This window comes from Hydrogenophaga taeniospiralis CCUG 15921 (genome assembly GCF_001592305.1).
GTDB lineage: Bacteria > Pseudomonadota > Gammaproteobacteria > Burkholderiales > Burkholderiaceae_C > Hydrogenophaga > Hydrogenophaga taeniospiralis.
The window spans coordinates 121178-140543 of the sequence record NZ_BCWR01000012.1; the positions used below are offsets into that span (position 1 = coordinate 121178).

Annotated in this window: 19 protein-coding genes; 10 read left to right on the plus strand and 9 right to left on the minus strand. The window is 66.2% G+C overall.

From position 1 onward, the window contains the following. Positions 1 to 54 precede the first annotated feature (54 nt). The 3 genes from gudD to HTA01S_RS16160 all read left to right on the plus strand — a co-directional run bounded on the left by gudD (position 55) and on the right by HTA01S_RS16160 (position 4237). Positions 55 to 1389: a glucarate dehydratase gene (gene gudD / locus HTA01S_RS16150; protein WP_068173722.1), complete on the plus strand. Its 1335-nt coding sequence runs from the start codon at positions 55 to 57 to the stop codon at positions 1387 to 1389. A gap of 106 nt (positions 1390 to 1495) precedes the next feature. Beyond that, complete coding sequence (garD, locus tag HTA01S_RS16155; protein WP_068173723.1) at positions 1496 to 3046, plus strand: galactarate dehydratase; 1551 nt, start codon at positions 1496 to 1498, stop codon at positions 3044 to 3046. A 129-nt stretch (positions 3047 to 3175) separates the two neighbouring features. Beyond that, entirely contained in the window at positions 3176 to 4237 is a 1062-nt protein-coding gene (locus tag HTA01S_RS16160; RefSeq protein ID WP_068173725.1) for an aldose epimerase family protein, read from the plus strand. Between the two features lie 152 nt (positions 4238 to 4389). Here the strand turns inward: HTA01S_RS16160 and HTA01S_RS16165 are convergent, their stop codons facing one another. Further along, a complete protein-coding gene (locus HTA01S_RS16165) occupies positions 4390 to 5544 on the minus strand; it encodes a mechanosensitive ion channel family protein (protein WP_084236159.1) in 1155 nt (384 codons plus the stop codon). A gap of 28 nt (positions 5545 to 5572) precedes the next feature. Then, positions 5573 to 5821, minus strand: coding sequence for a hypothetical protein (locus tag HTA01S_RS16170; protein ID WP_068173728.1), 249 nt, complete (start codon positions 5819 to 5821; stop codon positions 5573 to 5575). Between the two features lie 303 nt (positions 5822 to 6124). On the opposite strand from HTA01S_RS16170, the gene HTA01S_RS16175 reads away from it, so the two are divergent. Next, entirely contained in the window at positions 6125 to 7423 is a 1299-nt protein-coding gene (locus HTA01S_RS16175) for an NAD(P)/FAD-dependent oxidoreductase (protein WP_068173730.1), read from the plus strand. A gap of 80 nt (positions 7424 to 7503) precedes the next feature. On the opposite strand, the gene HTA01S_RS16180 is transcribed toward HTA01S_RS16175, so the two are convergent. The 3 genes from HTA01S_RS16180 to HTA01S_RS16190 form a co-directional block, all read right to left on the minus strand. After that, the gene (locus tag HTA01S_RS16180) at positions 7504 to 8763 is read right to left on the minus strand and encodes a type II toxin-antitoxin system HipA family toxin (RefSeq protein WP_068173732.1); all 1260 of its coding nucleotides are present in this window, start codon (positions 8761 to 8763) and stop codon (positions 7504 to 7506) included. After that, positions 8760 to 9215: a transcriptional regulator gene (locus tag HTA01S_RS16185; RefSeq protein ID WP_068173734.1), complete on the minus strand. Its 456-nt coding sequence runs from the start codon at positions 9213 to 9215 to the stop codon at positions 8760 to 8762. The genes HTA01S_RS16180 and HTA01S_RS16185 overlap by 4 nt, the downstream gene beginning before the upstream one ends. Before the next feature lie 186 nt (positions 9216 to 9401). Further along, positions 9402 to 9953 (minus strand): glycine zipper 2TM domain-containing protein, encoded by a 552-nt coding sequence (locus HTA01S_RS16190; protein ID WP_068173736.1) that lies wholly within the window; start codon positions 9951 to 9953, stop codon positions 9402 to 9404. 171 nt (positions 9954 to 10124) lie between these two features. Between HTA01S_RS16190 and HTA01S_RS16195 the strand changes: the two genes are divergently transcribed. Next, positions 10125 to 10511, plus strand: coding sequence for a VOC family protein (locus HTA01S_RS16195; RefSeq protein ID WP_068173738.1), 387 nt, complete (start codon positions 10125 to 10127; stop codon positions 10509 to 10511). Positions 10512 to 10679: 168 nt separating this feature from the next. Continuing rightward, positions 10680 to 11213, plus strand: a complete 534-nt coding sequence (locus tag HTA01S_RS16200; RefSeq protein WP_068173740.1) for an allophanate hydrolase-related protein — start codon at positions 10680 to 10682, stop codon at positions 11211 to 11213. A gap of 472 nt (positions 11214 to 11685) precedes the next feature. Here HTA01S_RS16200 and HTA01S_RS24815 read toward each other — a convergent pair whose 3' ends face one another. Together HTA01S_RS24815 and HTA01S_RS16210 are read right to left on the minus strand one after the other, a co-directional pair. Beyond that, entirely contained in the window at positions 11686 to 13845 is a 2160-nt protein-coding gene (locus HTA01S_RS24815) for a GNAT family N-acetyltransferase (RefSeq protein WP_084236162.1), read from the minus strand. A gap of 124 nt (positions 13846 to 13969) precedes the next feature. After that, entirely contained in the window at positions 13970 to 14935 is a 966-nt protein-coding gene (locus HTA01S_RS16210) for a helix-turn-helix transcriptional regulator (RefSeq protein WP_068173744.1), read from the minus strand. A 132-nt stretch (positions 14936 to 15067) separates the two neighbouring features. On the opposite strand from HTA01S_RS16210, the gene HTA01S_RS16215 reads away from it, so the two are divergent. Continuing rightward, positions 15068 to 15673, plus strand: coding sequence for a glutathione S-transferase family protein (locus tag HTA01S_RS16215; protein WP_068173745.1), 606 nt, complete (start codon positions 15068 to 15070; stop codon positions 15671 to 15673). 55 nt (positions 15674 to 15728) lie between these two features. Here the strand turns inward: HTA01S_RS16215 and HTA01S_RS16220 are convergent, their stop codons facing one another. Next, complete coding sequence (locus tag HTA01S_RS16220) at positions 15729 to 16259, minus strand: DUF2889 domain-containing protein (RefSeq protein ID WP_245638104.1); 531 nt, start codon at positions 16257 to 16259, stop codon at positions 15729 to 15731. 176 nt (positions 16260 to 16435) lie between these two features. On the opposite strand from HTA01S_RS16220, the gene HTA01S_RS16225 reads away from it, so the two are divergent. After that, on the plus strand, positions 16436 to 16834 hold the full coding sequence (locus HTA01S_RS16225) for a hypothetical protein (RefSeq protein ID WP_157572139.1): 399 nt from the start codon (positions 16436 to 16438) through the stop codon (positions 16832 to 16834). Between the two features lie 133 nt (positions 16835 to 16967). Continuing rightward, positions 16968 to 17474 (plus strand): cupin domain-containing protein, encoded by a 507-nt coding sequence (locus tag HTA01S_RS16230; RefSeq protein ID WP_068173753.1) that lies wholly within the window; start codon positions 16968 to 16970, stop codon positions 17472 to 17474. A gap of 18 nt (positions 17475 to 17492) precedes the next feature. Here the strand turns inward: HTA01S_RS16230 and HTA01S_RS16235 are convergent, their stop codons facing one another. Next, a complete protein-coding gene (locus HTA01S_RS16235; RefSeq protein WP_068173754.1) occupies positions 17493 to 18698 on the minus strand; it encodes a multidrug effflux MFS transporter in 1206 nt (401 codons plus the stop codon). Positions 18699 to 18806: 108 nt separating this feature from the next. On the opposite strand from HTA01S_RS16235, the gene HTA01S_RS16240 reads away from it, so the two are divergent. After that, positions 18807 to 19274, plus strand: a complete 468-nt coding sequence (locus HTA01S_RS16240; protein ID WP_068173756.1) for an EVE domain-containing protein — start codon at positions 18807 to 18809, stop codon at positions 19272 to 19274. Positions 19275 to 19366: the final 92 nt, after the last annotated feature.

Genomic DNA, 19366 nt, shown 5'->3' on the forward strand with positions numbered 1-19366 from the left:
GGTTCCGCGGCGCCCTAGGTCCGCTTCCCTTCTCTCCACCGTTCCTGGTTTCTTATGAGTGCTTCTTCTGCCCCTGTTGTCTCGTCCATGCGTGTGATCCCCGTGGCGGGGCGCGACGGCATGCTGCTCAACCTCTCGGGTGCGCATGCGCCGTTTTTCACGCGCAACCTCGTCATCGTCACCGACAACGCGGGCCACACCGGTCTGGGTGAGGTGCCGGGTGGCGAGAAGATCCGGCAGACGCTGGAGGAGGCGCGCCCGCTGGTTGAAGGCCAGACCGTCGGCAACCTGCAGGCCATCCTGAACGCCATGCGCACGCAGTTCGCCGACCGCGACAGCGGCGGGCGTGGCCTGCAGACCTTCGACCTGCGCACCACCATCCACGCCGTCACCGCCGTGGAATCGGCCCTGCTGGACCTGATGGGACAACACCTGGGCGTACCGGTCGCGGCCCTGCTGGGCGAAGGCCAGCAGCGCGACGCGGTGCAGATGCTGGGCTATCTGTTCTTCGTCGGCGACCGCCTGAAAACAGACCTGCCCTACGCCAGCGAACCCGACAACGCCGACGCCTGGTGCCGCCTGCGCCACGAGAAAGCCATGACGCCCGAGGCCGTGGTGCGCCTGGCCGAGGCCGCGCAAAAGCGCTATGGCTTCCAGGACTTCAAGCTCAAGGGCGGTGTGCTCAGTGGCGACGAAGAAGTGGAAGCCGTGACGGCCTTGCATCAGCGCTTCCCTGAAGCCCGCGTGACGCTGGACCCGAACGGCGGCTGGCTGCTGAAAGACGCAATCCGCCTGGGCCAGAAGATGCGCGGCGTGGTGGCCTACGCCGAAGACCCGTGTGGCGCCGAAGACGGTTTCAGCGGCCGCGAGGTGATGGCCGAGTTCCGCCGCGCCACCGGCCTGCCCACGGCCACCAACATGGTCGCCACCGACTGGCGCCAGCTGGCCCACTCGCTGGCGCTGCAGAGCGTGGACATTCCGCTGGCCGACCCGCACTTCTGGACCATGGCCGGCAGCGTGCGCGTGGCGCAGACCTGCCGCGACTGGGGCCTGACCTGGGGCTCGCACTCCAACAACCACTTCGACATTTCGCTCGCCATGTTCACCCACGTCGGCGCCGCCGCACCGGGCAAGGTGACGGCCATCGACACGCACTGGATCTGGCAGGACGGCCAGCGCCTGACCAAAGACCCGCTGAAGATCGAAGGCGGCTACGTGCAGGTTCCGAAGAAGCCGGGCCTGGGCATTCAAATCGACATGGCCGAGGTGGAAAAAGCCCACACGCTGTATGTGCAACACGGGCTCGGTGCGCGCGACGACGCGATCGCGATGCAATATCTGATCCCCGGCTGGGCGTTCGACCCCAAGCGCCCGTGTATGGTGAGGTAACCCCCCCGCGCCGCTCCGCGTCACCCCCCAGGGGGCGATGCCTGTGGCCCGGCAAAGCCGGTTCCACGGCACCCTCGAAACAGACACCTTCGCCGGAACCTCGGCCATGAACACCTCCCCCTCTCCCCGCATCATCCGCATGCACCCGGCCGACAACGTGGCCATCGTGGTCAACGACGGTGGGCTCAAACCCGGCGCCGCCCCCGGTGACGGGCCGGTGCTGGTCGAGGCCGTGCCCCAGGGCCACAAGGTCGCGCTGGTGGACCTGCCCGCGGGCAGCGCCGTGCGGCGCTACAACGTGGTCATCGGCCACACCGGCGTGGCCATCCCGGCAGGCGGCTGGGTCAACGAGCAGCGGTTGGTGATGCCGGCCGCGCGCTCGCTCGAAGGCCTGCCCGCCTCGAACCCGCCGGCCGAACTGCCGCCCCTGACCGGCCACACCTTCCAGGGCTACCGCAACGCCGATGGCAGCGTGGGCACACGCAACCTGCTCGCCATCACCACCACCGTGCAGTGCGTGGCCGGCGTGCTGGACTTCGCGGTCGAACGCATCCGCAGCGAACTGCTGCCGCTCTACCCGAACGTGGACGGCGTGGTCGGTCTCGAACACACCTATGGCTGCGGCGTGGCCATCGACGCGCCCGACGCGATCATCCCCATCCGCACCCTGCGCAACATCTCGTCCAACCCCAACTTCGGCGGCGAGGTCATGGTGCTCAGCCTGGGCTGCGAGAAGCTGCAGCCCGAGCGGCTGCTGCCGCCGGGATCGATTCCGATCAGCGATCAACGAGACAGCGAACTCGATGTGGTCATGCTGCAGGACGAGGCCCACGTCGGCTTCATGTCGATGATCGATTCCATCCTCCGGCAAGCCCGCGTGCACCTGGAGCGCCTGAACCGGCGCCAGCGCACCACCTGCCCAGCGTCCGATCTGGTGGTGGGCGTGCAGTGCGGTGGCAGCGACGCGTTTTCCGGCGTCACCGCCAACCCGGCCGTGGGCTTTGCGACCGACCTGCTGGTGCGCGCCGGCGCCACCGTGATGTTCTCGGAAGTGACCGAGGTGCGCGACGGCATCGACCTGCTGACCACGCGCGCGGCCAGCCCCGACGTGGCCGAGGCCATGGTGCGCGAGATGGCCTGGTACGACGCTTACCTGAACAAGGGCCGGGTGGACCGCAGCGCCAACACCACACCCGGCAACAAGAAGGGCGGCCTGTCCAACATCGTGGAAAAGGCCATGGGCTCGATCGTGAAGAGCGGCACCGGCCCGATCCACGGCGTGATCGCGCCCGGCGAGAAGGTCAAGCAGAAAGGCCTGATCTTCGCCGCCACCCCGGCGAGCGACTTCATCTGCGGCACGCTGCAGCTGGCCGCCGGCATGAACCTGCACGTCTTCACCACCGGCCGCGGCACGCCCTACGGCCTGGCCGAATGCCCTGTCATCAAGGTCGCCACGCGCGACGACCTGGCGCGCCGCTGGCACGACTTGATGGACGTGAACGCCGGTCGCATCGCCAGCGGAGAGGCGAGCATCGAAGACGTGGGCTGCGAGCTGTTCCAGCTGCTGCTGGACGTGGCGAGTGGCCAAAAGACCTGGGCCGAGCGGTGGAAGCTGCACAATGCACTGGTGCTGTTCAACCCGGCGCCGGTGACCTGAAATGAATCCCCCCCGCCGCGCTTCGCGCGACCCCCAAGGGGGCGGCACTGGCCGTCCGGCAACGCCGGCCCGGCGGTGCCCTGGGTGGCACCCTTTCATGCATCGGCCTTGCGTTTTATTCTTACGTTGATGGCAAACCCGCACGAAACCCTTGCCCTGCTGGACCCGGCCCGCTTCGTGGGCGAGGTCGAAGGGCGCCCCACCGCCCTGTACCGGCTGCGCAATGCGCGCGGCATGGTTGTGGCCATCACCAGCCTCGGCGCCAAGGTGCTGCAGATCGTGGTGCCGGACCGCCACGGCGTGCCGGGCGACGTGGCGCTGGGTTACGAATCCCTCGAGGCCGTGCTGGCCGGTGCGCCGTCCATGGGCGCCTTCATCGGCCGCTACGCCGGGCGCATCGCGCAGGCGCGTTTCACGCTCGACGGCGTAGAGCACCACCTGATGGCCAACGCCGGCCCGCACTGCCTCCACGGCGGCCCACGCGGCACGCGCCACCGGGTGTTCGAGGCGCGCCAGACCAGCGACCACACCCTAGAACTGCAGCACCGCTTCACCCCCGCCGACGACGGCTTTCCCGGCACGCTGGACCTGCGCCTGAGCTACCACCTGAGCGAGCGCAACGAACTGGTGATCGAACACGAGGCCACCGCTATCGAAGGCAGCGGCCCGGCCAGCTTCACCAGCCACGTGTTCTTCAACCTCGACGGCCCGGGCCACACCACCATCGACGACCACCGCCTGGAAGTTCAAGCCAGCCACCTGCTGGCCACGGACGCGGACCACATCGCCACCGGCGAACGCACCGCGCTGCAAGGCCACCCGCTGGACCTGCGCACAGCGCAGCGGCTGGGCGATGTGCCCGACATCGACCACGCCTACCAGATCGACACCCTGCACCAGCCTGCATCGCTGCGCCTGTGCGCCCGCGCCAGCAGCCCAGCGAGCGGCCGCACGCTGGAAGTCTGGTCCACCGAGCCGGTGTTGCAGGTGTACACCGCGGGTCAGCTGGGCAACGGCACGGCGCCCGACGTGGGCAAACAGGGGGTGCACCACCGGCCCCGCGCCGGGCTCTGCCTGGAACCCCAGCAATACCCCAACGCCCCCAACTGCCCGGCGTTTCCGCTCAACCGCGTGGCCCCCGAGCGGCCCTACCGGGCCCGCACCGAGTTCCGGTTTGGCGTGGTGGGCTGAGCGCCACCCGCAAGGCATGAAACGGTCCAAGCACCACTGGCCTCTCCGGCGAGAAGTGACCCATTCCAGAGATACCGTCGGGCCGGCTTTGCCGGACGACTGGTATCGCCCCCTCAAGGGGGTCGCGCGCAGCGCGGCGGGGGTGCCTCACTTCAGCTGCGGCTCCGCGGCGTTTCCATCTGCTCGGCACCACCGTCCACCGGCTCGGCGGGCGCCTGCGTCCCGCCCACGGGTGAGGGCGCAACCCGTGGCTCTTCGAGCGCCACGTCCGCGCGCTGCCGGGGCAGGCACTGCGGGTACTCGTTCTGGATGAAGTGGATCAGCTGTTCGCGCACATGGCAGCGCAGGTCCCACGCGGCCGGGGCCGAGGCGGCGGTCACCAGGCAGCGCAGTTGCATGGCGCGCTCGCCCGCTTCGGTCACCTGCAGCAGCGCGAGCCGCCGGTCCCAGTGCGGGGACGACTCGCAGGCCTGCTGCAGCGCCTCGCGCAGCGGCTCCAGCGGCATGCGGTAGTCCACCCACAGGAACACGGTGCCGATGAGTTCGGAGGTGCTGCGGGTCCAGTTCTGGAACGGTTTTTCGATCCAGTGCTGCAGCGGCACGATCAGGCGGCGCTGGTCCCAGATGCGCACCACCACGTAGGTACCGGTGATTTCCTCGATCACGCCCCATTCGTTTTCGACGATCACCACGTCGTCGATGCGGATCGGCTGGCTCAGTCCGATCTGCAGGCCGGCGATGAGGTTGCCCAGCACCGGGCGCGCGGCGAAGCCCGCGATGATGCCGACCACGCCGGCCGAGGCCAGCAGGCTGGCGCCCACCTGGCGCACGGCGGGAAAGGTCATCAGCATCAGGGACACCCCGATCAGCACCACCAGGCCCTGCGACACGCGCGACAGCACCAGGGTCTGGGTCTGGATGCGGCGCGCCACGAGGTTGTCCGAGCCGACCAGCGGGTTGGCTTCGATCACGCCGCGGGCCACGCCATGCACGGCACGGGCCAGCAGCCAGGTGACAGCGCCGATCAGCAGCAGCGCCGTCCAGCGCTCGGCGCCAGGAAGCCAGGCCACGCCGGCGGGCACGCGCTGCCACACCGGGTTGAGCGCCAGCAGGTAGAGCAATACATGGGCAGGGGCCTGCACGGCCCTGCCCATGCTGGCGGTGACGGGTGCGGCGCGCGTGGCCCGCAGGAAAATGCGCTTGCCGATCTGGTAGACGGTCTCGGCGACCAGCGCGACCAGCAAGGCCACGCCCAGGGTGGGCAACCAGTCGATCAGGGAGGGGGGCAACCAGCTGAAAAATTCCATGCCGGTTTATAGCCCGGACCGCGAAGGCTCAACCAACGCCGACGCTTGCGCCTTCGCCCGGCTCGCGGTCGCGTTCGTCCGCCTTGCGGAACACGACCTCGCCCGTGGGCACGTGCACCACGCGGATTTCACGGCCGCCCGGCACGGTGTGGCTCTTGGCGGCCACCACCACCGCCAGCTCGCCGTCGTCCAGCCAGATTTCCGCGTGACCCGACTCGGGCAGCAGCGGACTCACGATGGGGGATTCGCTCTCGATGCGGTAGGTCTGGCCTGACATGGTGAACTCCGTTAGGGGTAAGCGCCGAATCGTGAACCGACAAGTTTCCGATCACTCCCTGGCCGCTTCTGTGCGGTATCGCACACAAGTGCCCTCACCACGCCCGCCGGTCACCGGGTTCGGTTGTCGCCGGGTGGGCCGTGGAGCGCGTAGTGTGGGCGTTGTGGGGGCGGCGCGCAACGGGCTGCCCGCGTACCCCCACGCGCGGGCAGGTCTGTCGCGCACGCCCAGGCCGGAAAATGGGAACCTCTGACTGCAAGAGCGCGGACAAGGTCACACACACCGTTACACAAGAGAGATTTCATGAACATTCGCATCGTGATCGTGGGCGGCGGCGCAGGCGGCCTGGAACTGGCCTGCAAGCTGGGCCGAAAACTCGGCGTGGAACAGGTCACCCTGGTGGACCAGCAGCTGTTCCACATCTGGAAGCCTTCGCTGCACGAGGTGGCCGCGGGCACGCTGGACATCCACCAGGAAGGCCTGTCGTACGAAATGCTGGCGCACGACAACCGCTTCAACTTCTGCCTGGGCGCCCTCACCGGGCTGGACCTGGCGCGCAAGGAAATCCAGGTGGCGCCGGTGCTGGACGAACACGGCGAAGAGCTGGTGCCAGCCCGCCGCCTGGCCTTTGATCAGCTGGTGGTGGCGGTGGGCAGCACGGCCAACCACTTCAACGTGCCCGGGGCGGCCGAACACACGCTGTCGCTGAACCGGCCGGCCGACGCCGAACACTTTCGCCTGCGCATGCTCAAGCTGCTCACGGCCGCCGAGCTGCGCAAGAGCGCGGGCACACCGGGCCAGGTGCGCATCGTCATCATCGGTGGCGGCGCCACCGGCGTGGAGCTGGCCGCCGAACTGCGCGAGGCCAGCGTGGTGCACTCGCGCTACGGCTTTCGCCGGCTCGACCCGCAGCGCGACGTGCAGATCACCCTGATCGAAGGCGCAGAGCGCATCCTCGCGCCCCTGCCCGAAAAAGTGTCGCAGGCGGCCACGACGCTGCTGAAAGAACGCCATGTGGCGGTCGAGACCGGTTGCCGCGTGGCGCGCATCACGCCGACCCAGGTGGAAGACGCCGAGGGGCGCGTGTTCCCCGCCGACCTCGTGGTGTGGGCCGCCGGCATCAAGGCGCCCGAGATGCTGGCCACGCTGGGCCTGCCCACGAATCGCAGCGGACAGCTGGAGGTGGAGCCGACGCTGCGGGTGAAGGGCCAGACCGACATCTTCGCCCTGGGCGACTGCGCGGCCTGCCCCACCGCCAGCGGCGGCTGGGTGCCCCCGCGCGCGCAGGCCGCGCACCAGCAGGCCAGCCACCTCTACCAGACGCTGACGGCACGCGCCATGGGTCGGCCCGAACGGAACGGCGCCTATGTCTACCGCGACCACGGCTCCCTGGTGTCGGTGGGCACGCAGACCTCGGTGGGCAACCTCATGGGCAACCTGTTCCGCTCCACCTGGTATGTGCAGGGTGCGCTGGCGCGCACGATGTACGTGAGCCTGCACCTGCTGCACCACCAGGCGGTGCTGGGCAGCCTGCGCACCGCCGTGCTGGCGGTGGCGCGCTTTCTCGTCAAGCGCGCCACGCCGCTGGTCAAGCTGCACTGAGCGCGCCACGATCCCATGAAGTGGCGCTCACGCAGCTTCAAGGCCCATGCGTCGGACAACGCGGACCTGAATGCGATCGTTCAGCAATACGCCTTGCGCTGCAGGCGCAGGGCATCGCGGTCGATGCTGGCGCGCAGTATTTCCAGGTCGGCAACGCTCACACCCAGTTGCGTGAAATGCGCTTCCCACCCATCCACCGTGCGCGCGACCTGTTGGATCAACTCAATGGCCCGCGCCCTTTTGATGCCGAACTCGCTCAACTCCGTCAACGCGTTGTCCAGGCTCGACGCCGCTCCAGCGCTGCCCACCGACATGGCCTGGTAGCCCAGGTTCTGCAGCGTGGGCACCACGTCGTAGGCCGGGGTCAGTTCGTGGTAACCGTCGAACGTCAGCCGCACGCTGTGGTTGCGCTCGTGGTCGTCGGTGTTGTCCATGAGGATGTTGAACACCATGCGCCGGAACAGCTCTTCGCGCATCGCGCCCTGCCGGTCCGGGTGGCCCAGGCGCAGCAGCACCGTGGCCAGCGCGCCGTAGCTCTCGGGCAGGCGCGCTGCGCGCAACAGCGTCTTGGCCGACAGGCAGTGCAGGCGAATGTCGCCCAAACGGTCGAACCGCTCAATGGTCAACGCATGGCGGGTCTTGCCGTGGCGCGACGGCAGGGGAAGCACGCCGGTGGTCGCCACATGCATGCCCGCCATCGCAGCCAGCGTCAGGGTCGCGTGCTCCACCAGCGGCGTGTCCACCGCGTCGTCCAGTTCGCTGAACTTCACCACGCAGGGGCCGGCATCGGTTTGCAGCAAAGCCTTGGGGCGCGCTCCGCCCAGGGTCACGCCGGGCTGGATCAGGCGCTGCAGGTCCGCCGTGATCGGGGCCTGGGTCTGCACGTCTTCGACGGCGGCGCTGAGCCGAGCGAGATCGCCGAGCACCGGATAGGGCCCCAGGCGGCGTGGGATGTATTGCTCGGCCGACACCGAAACCCCGAGCGCACCGAAGCGGTCGTCACCCGCGAACAGCAGCATTTCCAACACCGACAGGCGCGCCGGACGCTCGATCTGGCGAATGATGCGTTCGCCCCAGCGGTCCGGTCGCGCGTCGTCGATCGCGCCCGGCGCACTGCCTTTTTCACCCGCAGAAAAAGTCTGGCCCTCCACCAGAGGCAAGTCCTCGCTCAATGGAAACTGCCACCACGATGCGTCGTAGGCAAAGGTGGCGCAGTCGGGCACCAGTTGGGACAGCTGGAGCTTGCCCACCAGGGTGGGCACCGCCGGGTTGACCAGGGCCCAGACGAACAGCGTGTCCTGCGGCACATAGCTGCCCGCGGTGATGGCGGGCGCGCTCATGGTGCCGATTTCCGGGATGCCTGCAACAGCGACGCCAGCCCGGCGGCAGTGGGATGGCTGGTACTGGAAACCACCGGCGTGGACGGTGGCGCATGGGAGGGCACCCGGGCACCCGCCCGGGGACTGGCCGGCTTTCTGGACCGGAGCTTCTGGCGAACCTGGGTGACTTCGCGCTCCAGCGCCGCGTGATCGTTGGCCGGGGCCACCAGGTCCGCCAGGCCGACGGTCTGGTTGATCAGCCACAGGCACATCACATACGAGGCCATTGCCACGGACGGGTCCCCGCGCTCGATGCGGGCCATGGTCGGCGGCGACACCCCCAGCTTCCTGGCCCATTGCAACTGCGTCTCGCCGCGCCTCTTGCGGGCAACGACGATGTTCTGCGCCAGGCGCTCAATCTCCTGAAGGACGGCCTGGGGGTAGGCTGCGGGGCTGATGTTCTGTTTGGGCATACATAGAAGTTTTAAAAACTCAAATTAAACAAAATCTATGTATGTTTATAGCAGGAACAAGCGCACGCCTCAACCATGCGAGCACTCACTCCCGACCGGAATCATCCGGTAAGCACAGGCCCATCGAACAACATAGATGAATTTTTATTCGTCAAAAAATAATATCTATGTATGTTCATGCCCGACTTACGAACGCAGCTCAGGCGGCGGCGTGACCACCACTTGACCATCCTTCACCGGCAACGTGGCGCCCGGCTGGAAGGAGGTGCGCACCTTGCCTTCCTGGCCTTCGAGCCGGTAGGTCACGTCGTACCCGACCAGCCTTTGCGATTTGAGCTTCACCGTCCTGCAGCGGCGCTCGGTCGTCGTGACCACGTCGTTCCGTTGCATGTTCTTTTGCACTTGGTTACCCGCGTAACCCCCGGCCACCGCCCCGGCCACGGTGGCCAGCTTCTTGCCGTTGCCGCCGCCGATGTTGCTGCCCAGCAGACCACCTGCCACGCCACCGATCAAGGTGCCCGCGACACGGTGCTCGTCCTTCACTGGTGCCTGATGCCGCACCTGCACGTTATCGCAGCGCTCCCGCGGTGTCACCACGGTTTGCGTGACCTCTTTCACCGCGACCACGTCGGCGAACTTCGGCTTGTTCAACGCCTCGTACCCGGTCACGGCACCGGCCCCAAGCACCACCATGGCCAACCCACCCACGGCGATCCCCTTCATCATTGACTTGTCCATATAGACACTCCTTGTGTTGTGTTGTCTGGAGGGCAATGTAGGACGGTCGTGTCAACGCATGATGACCAATGGTGTCCAAATGCTGCAGCTTGGCGCCCGGCACATCCGATGATTCGAGGACTACAACAAAGTTGGGCTGATAGAACGGACCAAGCCAAACGGAGTACCACGATGAATGACACCACCGTCACGCGACTGCTTCCGAACATCTGCACGGACAAGATGGAAGAGACTCGCGATTTCTATATGGAGTTGCTCGGTTTTGTCGTTGGTTTCGAGCACAAGGGCTGGTACATCCAGATGGCGTCGCCCGAAAAACCCGAACTTCAAATCGGCATCGTGCGCCTCGACCATGAGTTCACACCACGGCCTTTCCAGCATCCACCACAGGGCGTCATCATCTCTGTGCAGGTCGAAGATGTTGAAGCCACGTACGCTGCAGTGAAAGCCCGCGATTTTGAAGTGGTGCAAGGCATCTGCGATGAAGAATTCGGGATGAGGCGGTTTATGGTCGCGGACCCGAACGGCTTGCTTGTAAACGTGTTTTCGTTTCCATAAGCTTGCGCCCACCAAGGCGCTACGCCCGACGCCAAACCGCTGCACGGATTCGCCTGAACTCGAACCTGGGCCACGACACCAACTTCATGAACCTGCTGGACTGCAGCGCCGCCGTCGCCGTACCCGCCGGCATGTTCACCAGCGACGACGCAGCCGTGCCCTGGGGGGGTGACCCTCTGCGCGCTGGCGCACAAGAACGTGCCCCTGCTGCGCCTGGCCGACCGCTTCCACCGCGCGCAGGCGGCGCTGTCACTCGGCGCCACCGCCGCGCCGCTGGCCGACACCCCCGCCATCGGCACAGGGCTGCCCAAAGGCAGCCACACCGCCGGCACCGTCAAGGTCGCGGTCTGCGGCGCACACCTCAGCGGCCTGCCGCTCAACTGGCAACTCACCCAACGCGGCGCGCGCCTGCTCGGCGCGGTCCAGTCCGCACCCGAATACAAGTTCTACGCCCTCGCCGGCGGCCCGGTCCAGCGGCCCGGCATGGTGCGCGTCGCTGAAGGCGGCGCCGCGATCGACATGGAAGTCTGGGAAGTGCCGGCCGAACATTTCGGCAGCTTCGTCGACGGCATCCCCGCCCCGCTGGGCATCGGCAAGGTCAAGCTGGCCGATGGGTCTTGGGTGAGCGGGTTTGTGTGCGAGGCGGTTGGTGTGGAGGGGGGACCGACATCACTTCGCTGGGCAGCTGGCGGACTTGGTTAGAGCAGCAGGGCTGAATGCCAGTTGCAATGACGATGTCAAAAGTGTGAGGCGGAGATTCCAAGCCTTACCGGCAAATCAGAACTAAGGCGGCAGTAAAACTGGGGTGGATGGAAGCCTGGAATTGCCTCCCTGAGAGCATCAAGGGTAACGGGGGTCTTCAATGTCTTTGAGCCCGATAAAGCCATGGCCGACGCCACTCCAGATCCTTCAAAGTAGGCCATGAACTCAGATTTTCTGAGGCCAGACACGGCCCCATACTTTCGCCAAACCGTGTTCGGCGCAGCTGAATAGGTCGTCCCAACTGTGGCAAAGCCAACCACTGCGCCGACAGGCTTCTTCACGTAAAGCCAAACAGTTGAGCCCGGCTCAACATGCATTGTTCTGCGTCTGAGCTCCACTTGCTTGGTGCCTGCGAGGATGTTTGTTGCATGGCGCTCTTCGAGTGATATGAGCACATGCTGAGGGGATTGCATCAAAGGCCCTTTTCTAGGATTGCCTGAACCTGCTCTGAAGACAGTCGCTGGCTGGTGATGAGTTGGTGGGCTTCTCCGCACCGCATGTTCTTCAACTCTTGAAGCGGAACTGGTTTTGAGAGGCGGAGCATATTGTCGAAGACAGTGATGGTCTTGGTCTTCGAGACCCCTATGCTGGAAAGTCGGCTGCTGTCCAATATCGACGGTGCCAGGTCGCTGGTCTGCATTCCTTCTTCGTCTCGAAGGTACGCTCGTAGCACACGTCCAACTGCGATGACTGCACCAGCTCCTTTGTTCTTTACTGTTTCATAGAAAAAAATCAGATCCCCGCGCGAGAAGTTTTTTAGTGTCTTCTTGTCGCTCAGGTAATGGCGAAAGGGTGCAAGCTGGGCCTTCCCATGAGGGAGGAGGCTGTCCTGGGGCGAGTCTTCCAGCAGGTGTTCTTCGTACTCCTTGCGAATCGGGACCATGACACCCTCTCGACCTTGCAAGCAAAGGAGCATCGGGGCCAGCAAAGACTCCAACTGAAAAATTGGAACCAATACCCTCTGACCATCCGGACGCAGGATTGGGAGTTGTTGGTCGACATGTCGAAACACCGGAGGCGTGTCGGGCAGCACAATCTTTCCGATAGTCATCAAGGTCTCACGGGAGGTCGCCCAGTTTTTCTCGGTTAGGCGCCACTTTGCTGCGATCTTCTGCAAGTCGTTTGACTCCGACTGAGACGCGACATAGCCGAACGTTGCCGCGACTTCTCGAAGCGATGCTTGCCGTGGCGGGCAGTTCAACCTGATACGCACGACTGCTTCTGGTTTCACAATGCCCAAGATATGTTTCAGCAGGGATTGCGCGATTTCATAGGCATCCTCCTGGTCCTCCGCGACGGCAATATGGGCGCGTACCTCATGGTCACGGATGTTGGCAGGCAGCACTAGGTAGCCAGCGACCACACCGTTCAATCGCGCTACATGTCTTGTGCAGGCAGAGCTTCCGCCATCGGTTGCTGCCCATTCGTTGACCTGGGTGGCTGTGTCAACGCCCAAAGTTGTGAGAAGACGCCTGATGGATGCTGCATCACCGGCTACAGCTGAATCGACCTCAATGAGACTGGCGCTATGTGCCTCGTGTATCACCGGACTTCCGGGGTGGCCTGACTCAACTTGAAAGAGCTCTGGAGAAATCGCGTCCACTCCGAATCGCTGTCTCAGTTCGGTTGCACGATCCAGGATTCGTCCGTCGCTTGTGACAAGGCCCGGCAGACAGTGATGAATTGCAGTTGCGAGGTGCAACAGGTCTGACTTGTCGTTGTCGGATAGCGAGCCCGACTCGTGGCGCTCCGGGAACACAAGCGCGGCAAGCAGCGGATACAGGCGATCCCATTCTTCAGAGGGAGGCGTTGAGAAGCTGGGGAGAGTCGCTGCGAGAGCAAGCATCGGGTCGGTCTTGCCTTCACGAGCAGTGCGGTTCAGCTCTGTCACGATCTCACTGCTGATTGCCAATGAGCAGGCCTTTAGTCTCTCCGCTCGGAAGACGCTCATGGCTAATTCATGTCGAGGTCTGCGAGGTCCCAAGTCAAAGAGGACGTTCAGATCAAGAAGGTAGAGCGGCTTTGCCGAACCCACAGCAACATCCAACCCGAGAGGATCTGCGGCGCTGATTCCGCTGGACGCGAAAAGCTGGGGAGTGTCAAGCTCATGCGCGCGAACCACGATCATCCGATTTCGACTTGCACCCCCGACGACGACCTGTTGTGGGTAGAACCCCTGTGTCTCCCAAAACATGTTTGCGTTTCTGAGGTCTTCAGCGACGCGCGCATGAATTGAAATGAACTGCCACTCGGTCAGCATGCGTTTCATCTCATTCAGCAACGTCCGCCCGATGCTGCGACCCCTATGAGACTTGCGCACGTATATCTGTCGAACATGCGCTCTGGGAAAGCGTATGTCGAACAACAGATGGCCAGCATAGAACTCGCCTTCGTTGTCTGAAGCGAGCGCAACAAACAGCTGTCCCTTTCGGCAGAAGTCTGTGTAAACGCTCCGCGAGAAGAAGCCCAAGGCATCCCTATCGCTGTCTGCAGCCTGTACCACGTCTTCCAAGAACTTCGAAACGGAACTTGGGTCGGTGAGTACTGTTATCGCGCCTTTGTTGGTTGTCATAGCTCCCCTTGCTGGTTCTATTAACTGTAACGGGGGCGCGCTATCCAGCGTGATCTTGTCTCAGAAGAAGCATCAACTCCTTCTCTCCACGTCTGGGTCTACCGCTCTTTTCCTTTCCTCGCCATCACCCCCCACCCCGCACCAGACTCCGCCCCACCCGCTCGCCCGCCCGGCGCAGCCGCTCCTTCAGCACAGGTGGCTCCAGCACATCAAAATCCACGTCCAGCGCCATGAGCCAGTAGACCAGCGAGTCCAGCTGGCCCGCGCCACAGAGCATGAGGCAGTGTGCGTCGTCGATGGCCTCCAGCGTGGCGGCCGATGGGGGAATGGTTCGCGCCATCACCTCGCGCGACTGGTGCAGCACCACGCGCGCCTGGTCGCCCTGGTGCACGCCCGTCATCGCCCCGGTGACGTAGGCGCGCAGGTCGCCCGCGGGCGGCGGGCGTGGTGCGAAGTGCGCGCCGCTGCGGGGTGTGCCCTGCACGCGGTCGATGCGGAAGGTGCGCCAGTCGTCGCGCGCCGGGTCCCAGGCCACCAGGTACCAGTGGTGGCCGGTGTGCACCAGCCCGTGCGGCTGCACCTGGCGCACGCTGGCCTGGCCGCGCAGGTCGCGGTAGCTGAACCCCACCTGCAGCTGGTCGCGGCAGGCCGTGGCCAGGGTGGCCAGCACGCTGGCGTCGATGGTGGGCCCCATGCGCTGCACCGGCACGATGGCCGAGCGCAGCGCGTGCGTGCGGCGGCGCAGGCGGGTGGGCATCACCTGTTCCAGTTTCACCAGCGCGCGCAGCGAGCTTTCTTCCACACCGCTCACGGTGCCGGCCGCGGCGATCTGCAGGGCAATGGCCACCGCCAGCGCCTCTTCGTCGTCCAGCAGCAGCGGCGGCAGCGACTGCCCCGCGCGAAACGCATAGCCGCCCGCCACGCCACTGCTGGCGTGAATGGGGTAGCCGAGCTGGCGCAGCCGGTCGATGTCGCGCCGCAGCGTGCGCGGGTGCACCGCCAGCCGCTCGGCCAGCTCGGGGCCGGCCCAGTGGCTGCGGGTCTGCAGCAGCGAGAGGACGCGCAGCAGGCGCGAGGACGATGACAGCATGGCCGCACTCTAACGTTTTCTAACGTTTGTGCCGGTCATTGAGGGCCAGAACTGTCCGCAATGGGCGCGACATTGCAGTCACGGGTTCGGCGCGGTGTCGGGCCCGCCAACCACCACCTCAAGGAGCCCCTCATGTCCAAGATCGTTCTCTACTGGCACCCCATGTCCAGCGCCACCCCGGTCGCCTGCGCCCTCGCCGAACTCGGCGTGCCGCACGAGCGCGTCAAGGTCGACATCACCACCGGTGAGCAGCGCCGGCCCGACTTCCTGGCCCTCAACCCCAATGGCAAGGTGCCCACCCTGACGGTGGACGGCGCGCCGATGTTCGAGGCTCTGGCCATCGAGCTGTGGCTGGGCCACACCTTTGGCGTGAAGAGCGGCCTGTGGCCGGCCGGTGGCACGCCCGAACACCTGCAGGCCATGTCATGGAGCACCTGGTCTTACGTGACCTACGGCGCGCAGGTGTTTCGACTGCAGGCCGCGAAAGACATGGGCACACCCGACGACGCGCACGGCACCGCCGCGCACAAGGCCATTGACGAACTGCTCACCGTGCTCGACGGGCACCTGAGCCAGAAGCCCTGGCTGCTCGGCGAGGCGTACACGCTGGCCGACCTGATCGTGGCCTCGGTGATCGGCTACAGCGTCTACCTGGGGGCACCGGTGGCCGGGCACCCGACCACGCTGGCCTGGCTGCAGAAGGTGCAGGCGCGTCCGTCGATGCAGATCGACGCCTGACCGGCCGATGTGATTTCCGCCTTGTTCGCGGATGCATCGACCCACCGGCGCCGGCTCAGGCCACCGGCTTGGCTTTCACCGGTGGCTGCCAACGGAAAAACATGGGGTAGACCTTTTCCACCACCGGGCCGTTGAAGTCCCAGGCCAGGCACTGGCCCAGGTGCATGGGCGGGCGGCCGTCGGCCGTGGGGGCGAACGAGGCCGAGCGGGTCTGGAACGCGGCGGTGGCCAGGTTGAACAGCAGCTCGCGCAGATGCGTACACCCCTGGATGCCGCCCAGGTGGCGCTCGATGGTCTTGCGCCAGCCGCGCCCCAGCGTCTCGCCGATCAGGCGGCGCATCGGCTCCATCGCCTGTGGGCAGGGGTCGTGCGGGTGCGCGTCCATGGCCACCGCGATGTCGCGGATCACCATCGCGTCGTCCAGCGTGACACGGATGTGCATGTGGTGGATCGCCTCGTGGGGTGCCCACTCGCCCTCGCCTTCGATTTCGAAGGCATGGGGTTTGGTGTCGAGCATTTCGCCTTCGATGTCCCACAGACCATCGTCGCGCTGGAAGCCGCGGTACTCGACCTTGCGGGTGTGCATGGGTTGGCGGGGCTGGGGCGTGGGCAGTGGCAAAACGGGACCTCGGCGGACAAGTGGCTGACCGGCGATTTTCCCTGATGGGCGCGATCGCCGTCCTGCGCTGGCAGCAATACCTTCAAGGCCATGCGGTGCGTGGATACTGCATCCACCCCATTTCCTTTCCATCCCGATTTGTGATGACCGCTTCGAACCGACTGCAGGCACAGGAAGTGCTCGACATCGCCCGGCGCCAGTGGCGCGGAACCTGCACCGCCTGTGCGCCTTTCGCCAGCTCTGGCTGGAACTCTTTCCCAGGCACGGTCAGCGACGAGGCCCTGCAGTTGCTGGGCGCGCTGTGGCTGCCCGGTGACGCGGAGCCGACGCTGGAGGAGCATCGCCCGCCCGGCGTGGACCAGTGGTCGGCCGAAGCGCCCATCGCCCTGCATTTCCATCCCTGCAACCGCTGCCAGGTCTGGGCCTGCAAGGCGTGCGGCAAGCCCTTCCTGCGCTACACCGAATATGGGGGCTATTACGAAGACCGGCGCATCCGGGAGCTGGACCCGGGGCGGGTGGACCTCGGCGAGCCGGGCGCCTGAGCGGCGTGGAGCGTGCCGCGGCACCGACCGCGTGACGGCAGCTTGTAGGCGGCTTGAAGGCGGTGCAATGCCCGGGGCTGCACAGGCGCGGTCAGACTGGCACACTGGACGCTCCCTCGCCAGGAGACCCGCCATGCCACACGAACACGATCACCCGCATGCCCACGCTCATGACCACGAGCCCGCCTGGAAGCACGACGGCGTGCGCGTGGTGCCGGGCAACCAGATGGATGGCAACGTGCCCAGCACACCGGGCATGGACCGCAAGGCCGCGATCAACTTCGCACGGGTGGGCGCGCAGAAGCTCTGGGCCGGCACCGTGACCATCCACGCCAATGCCAAGACCGGCGCGCACCACCACGGCCCGCTGGAGAGCGTGATCTACGTGGTGAAGGGCCGCGCGCGCATGCGCTGGGGCGAGCGTCTGGAATTCACCGCCGAAGCCGGCCCGGGCGATTTCATCTACGTGCCACCCTATGTGCCGCACCAGGAGATCAACGCCAGCCCGACCGAGCTGCTGGAGTGCGTGCTGTGCCGCAGCGACGGCCAGGCGGTGGCGGTGAACCTGGACATCGAGCCGGTGGAGAAGCCCGAGCAGGTGCTGTGGGTGGATCCGACGCACCCGCACGGCGGGGTGTGAAAACGGGCGCTCGGCTGCTCAGTGGGCGCGCGCCTGGTGCCGGTGCAGCAGCCACTGCGCGAAGGCCCCGCACAGCGCCAGGCCCAGCATCAGCCACCCGAGGTTGAGCGCGCCCTCGTGGCGGAACAGGCCGACGGCAAAACCGCCGACGGCGCCCATCATCTGCTGCATCAGGCCGGCCACCGCCGCGGCCGAGCCCGCCAGCGCGGGCACCAGGCCCACCGTGCCCGCGAGCGCCGGCGGCACCAGCAGGCCGTGGCCGATGCCCACCAGCATCAAGGGCAGCGAGAACGCCAGCGGCGTGTTCAGCCCGGCCAGCGCCAACACCACCACAAGGCCGATGCCCGCCAGCGTGCAGCCCTGACCGAGCCGCATCATCACGCGCTCGCCGGTGCGATGCGCCATGTGTGAGGCGAGGTAGTTGCCCACGATGTAGGCGCCCGGCACACACATGATGTAGTAGCCGATGCCGTCGGGCTTCACGCCGTAACTGCCCAGCACGATGGGCGCGCCGCCCAGGAAGGCGTAGAAGGTGGCCGTGGTCATGGAAAGCAGCGCCACCGACAGGATGAACGCCCGCTCGCGGCCCAGCCGCGCGTACGACGAGAGCATGGCGCGCAGCCAGTGCGGCTGCACGGTGGTGGCTTTCTGGTGGTCGGGCAGACCGCGCCACGCGGCCACGAACAGCACCGCCGCCAGCACCGCCATCACCACGAAGTTGGCCTGCCAGCCCAGGCGCACATGCAGTTGTCCGCCGATGATGGTGGCCAGCGGCGGGCACAGGCCCATGGCCATGCCCACGTAGGCCATCACGCGCGTGCGCTCGGGGCCCTGAAACAGATCCTGCACCATGGCGCGGCCCACCACCATGCCCGCCGCGGCGCCCGCGCCCTGCAGCACGCGCGCGGCCACCAGCAGCGGCAGGTTGGTCGCCAGCGCCGCCAGTACCGACCCGACGAACGCGACCGCCAGACCGAACAGCAGGATCTTCTTGCGCCCGATGCGGTCCGACAGAGGGCCGTAGAGCAGCTGCAGCGAACCGTAGGCCACCACAAAGCCGCTGAAGGTGAGCTGCACCGCCGCCTGGCCGGTACCGAAGATGGCGCCCCACTCCTGCATCGAAGGCAGGCAGATGGTCATGGCCAGCAGGCCGAAGGCGAGCTGGGCCAGCAGGTTGGCGATCAGCAGGCCGTGGGGGGCGGTGCGTGCTGGGGAGGGTGGCATGTGGGGGCGTTTCGGTCGGGGCGGCGAACCGCGTAGGCTAACCGCAATGCGCGCAGGGTGCTGTCACCGGGCATCGCGTCGGCGCTCCGGTCCCGATAAGATGCCGCGATGACCCAGTACTGGCTGATGAAGTCCGAGCCCGAAGAGTGCTCGATCGACGACGCGCTGGCCGCCCCGCAGGCCACCGTGCCCTGGACCGGTGTGCGCAACTACCAGGCCCGCAACTTCATGCGCGACGGCATGCAGGTGGGCGACGGCGTGCTGTTCTACCACTCCAGCTGCGCCGAGCCAGGCATCGTCGGCCTGGCGCGCGTGGCCTCGGGCACACGCCCCGACCCGACCCAGTTCGACCCGCAATCGCCCTACTTCGACGCCAAGTCAAAAGTGGAAGCGCCGCGCTGGCTGCTGCTGGACGTGCAAGCGCTGAAGAAGACCCGCCTGATCGGCCTGCCCGAGATGCGCGCCACGCCGGCGCTGGCCGACATGGTGGTGCTCCAGCGCGGCAGCCGGTTGTCCATCACGCCGGTGAGCGCCGAGCACTGGCGCTGGATCACGCAGGACATGCTGGGCGGCTGAGGCTGCGGAGCGGTTCGATGCGCCACGCGGCCGAAGCCGAAGCCGAAGCCGAAGCCGAAGCCGAAGCCGAATTTTAAATCGCAAAAATATTC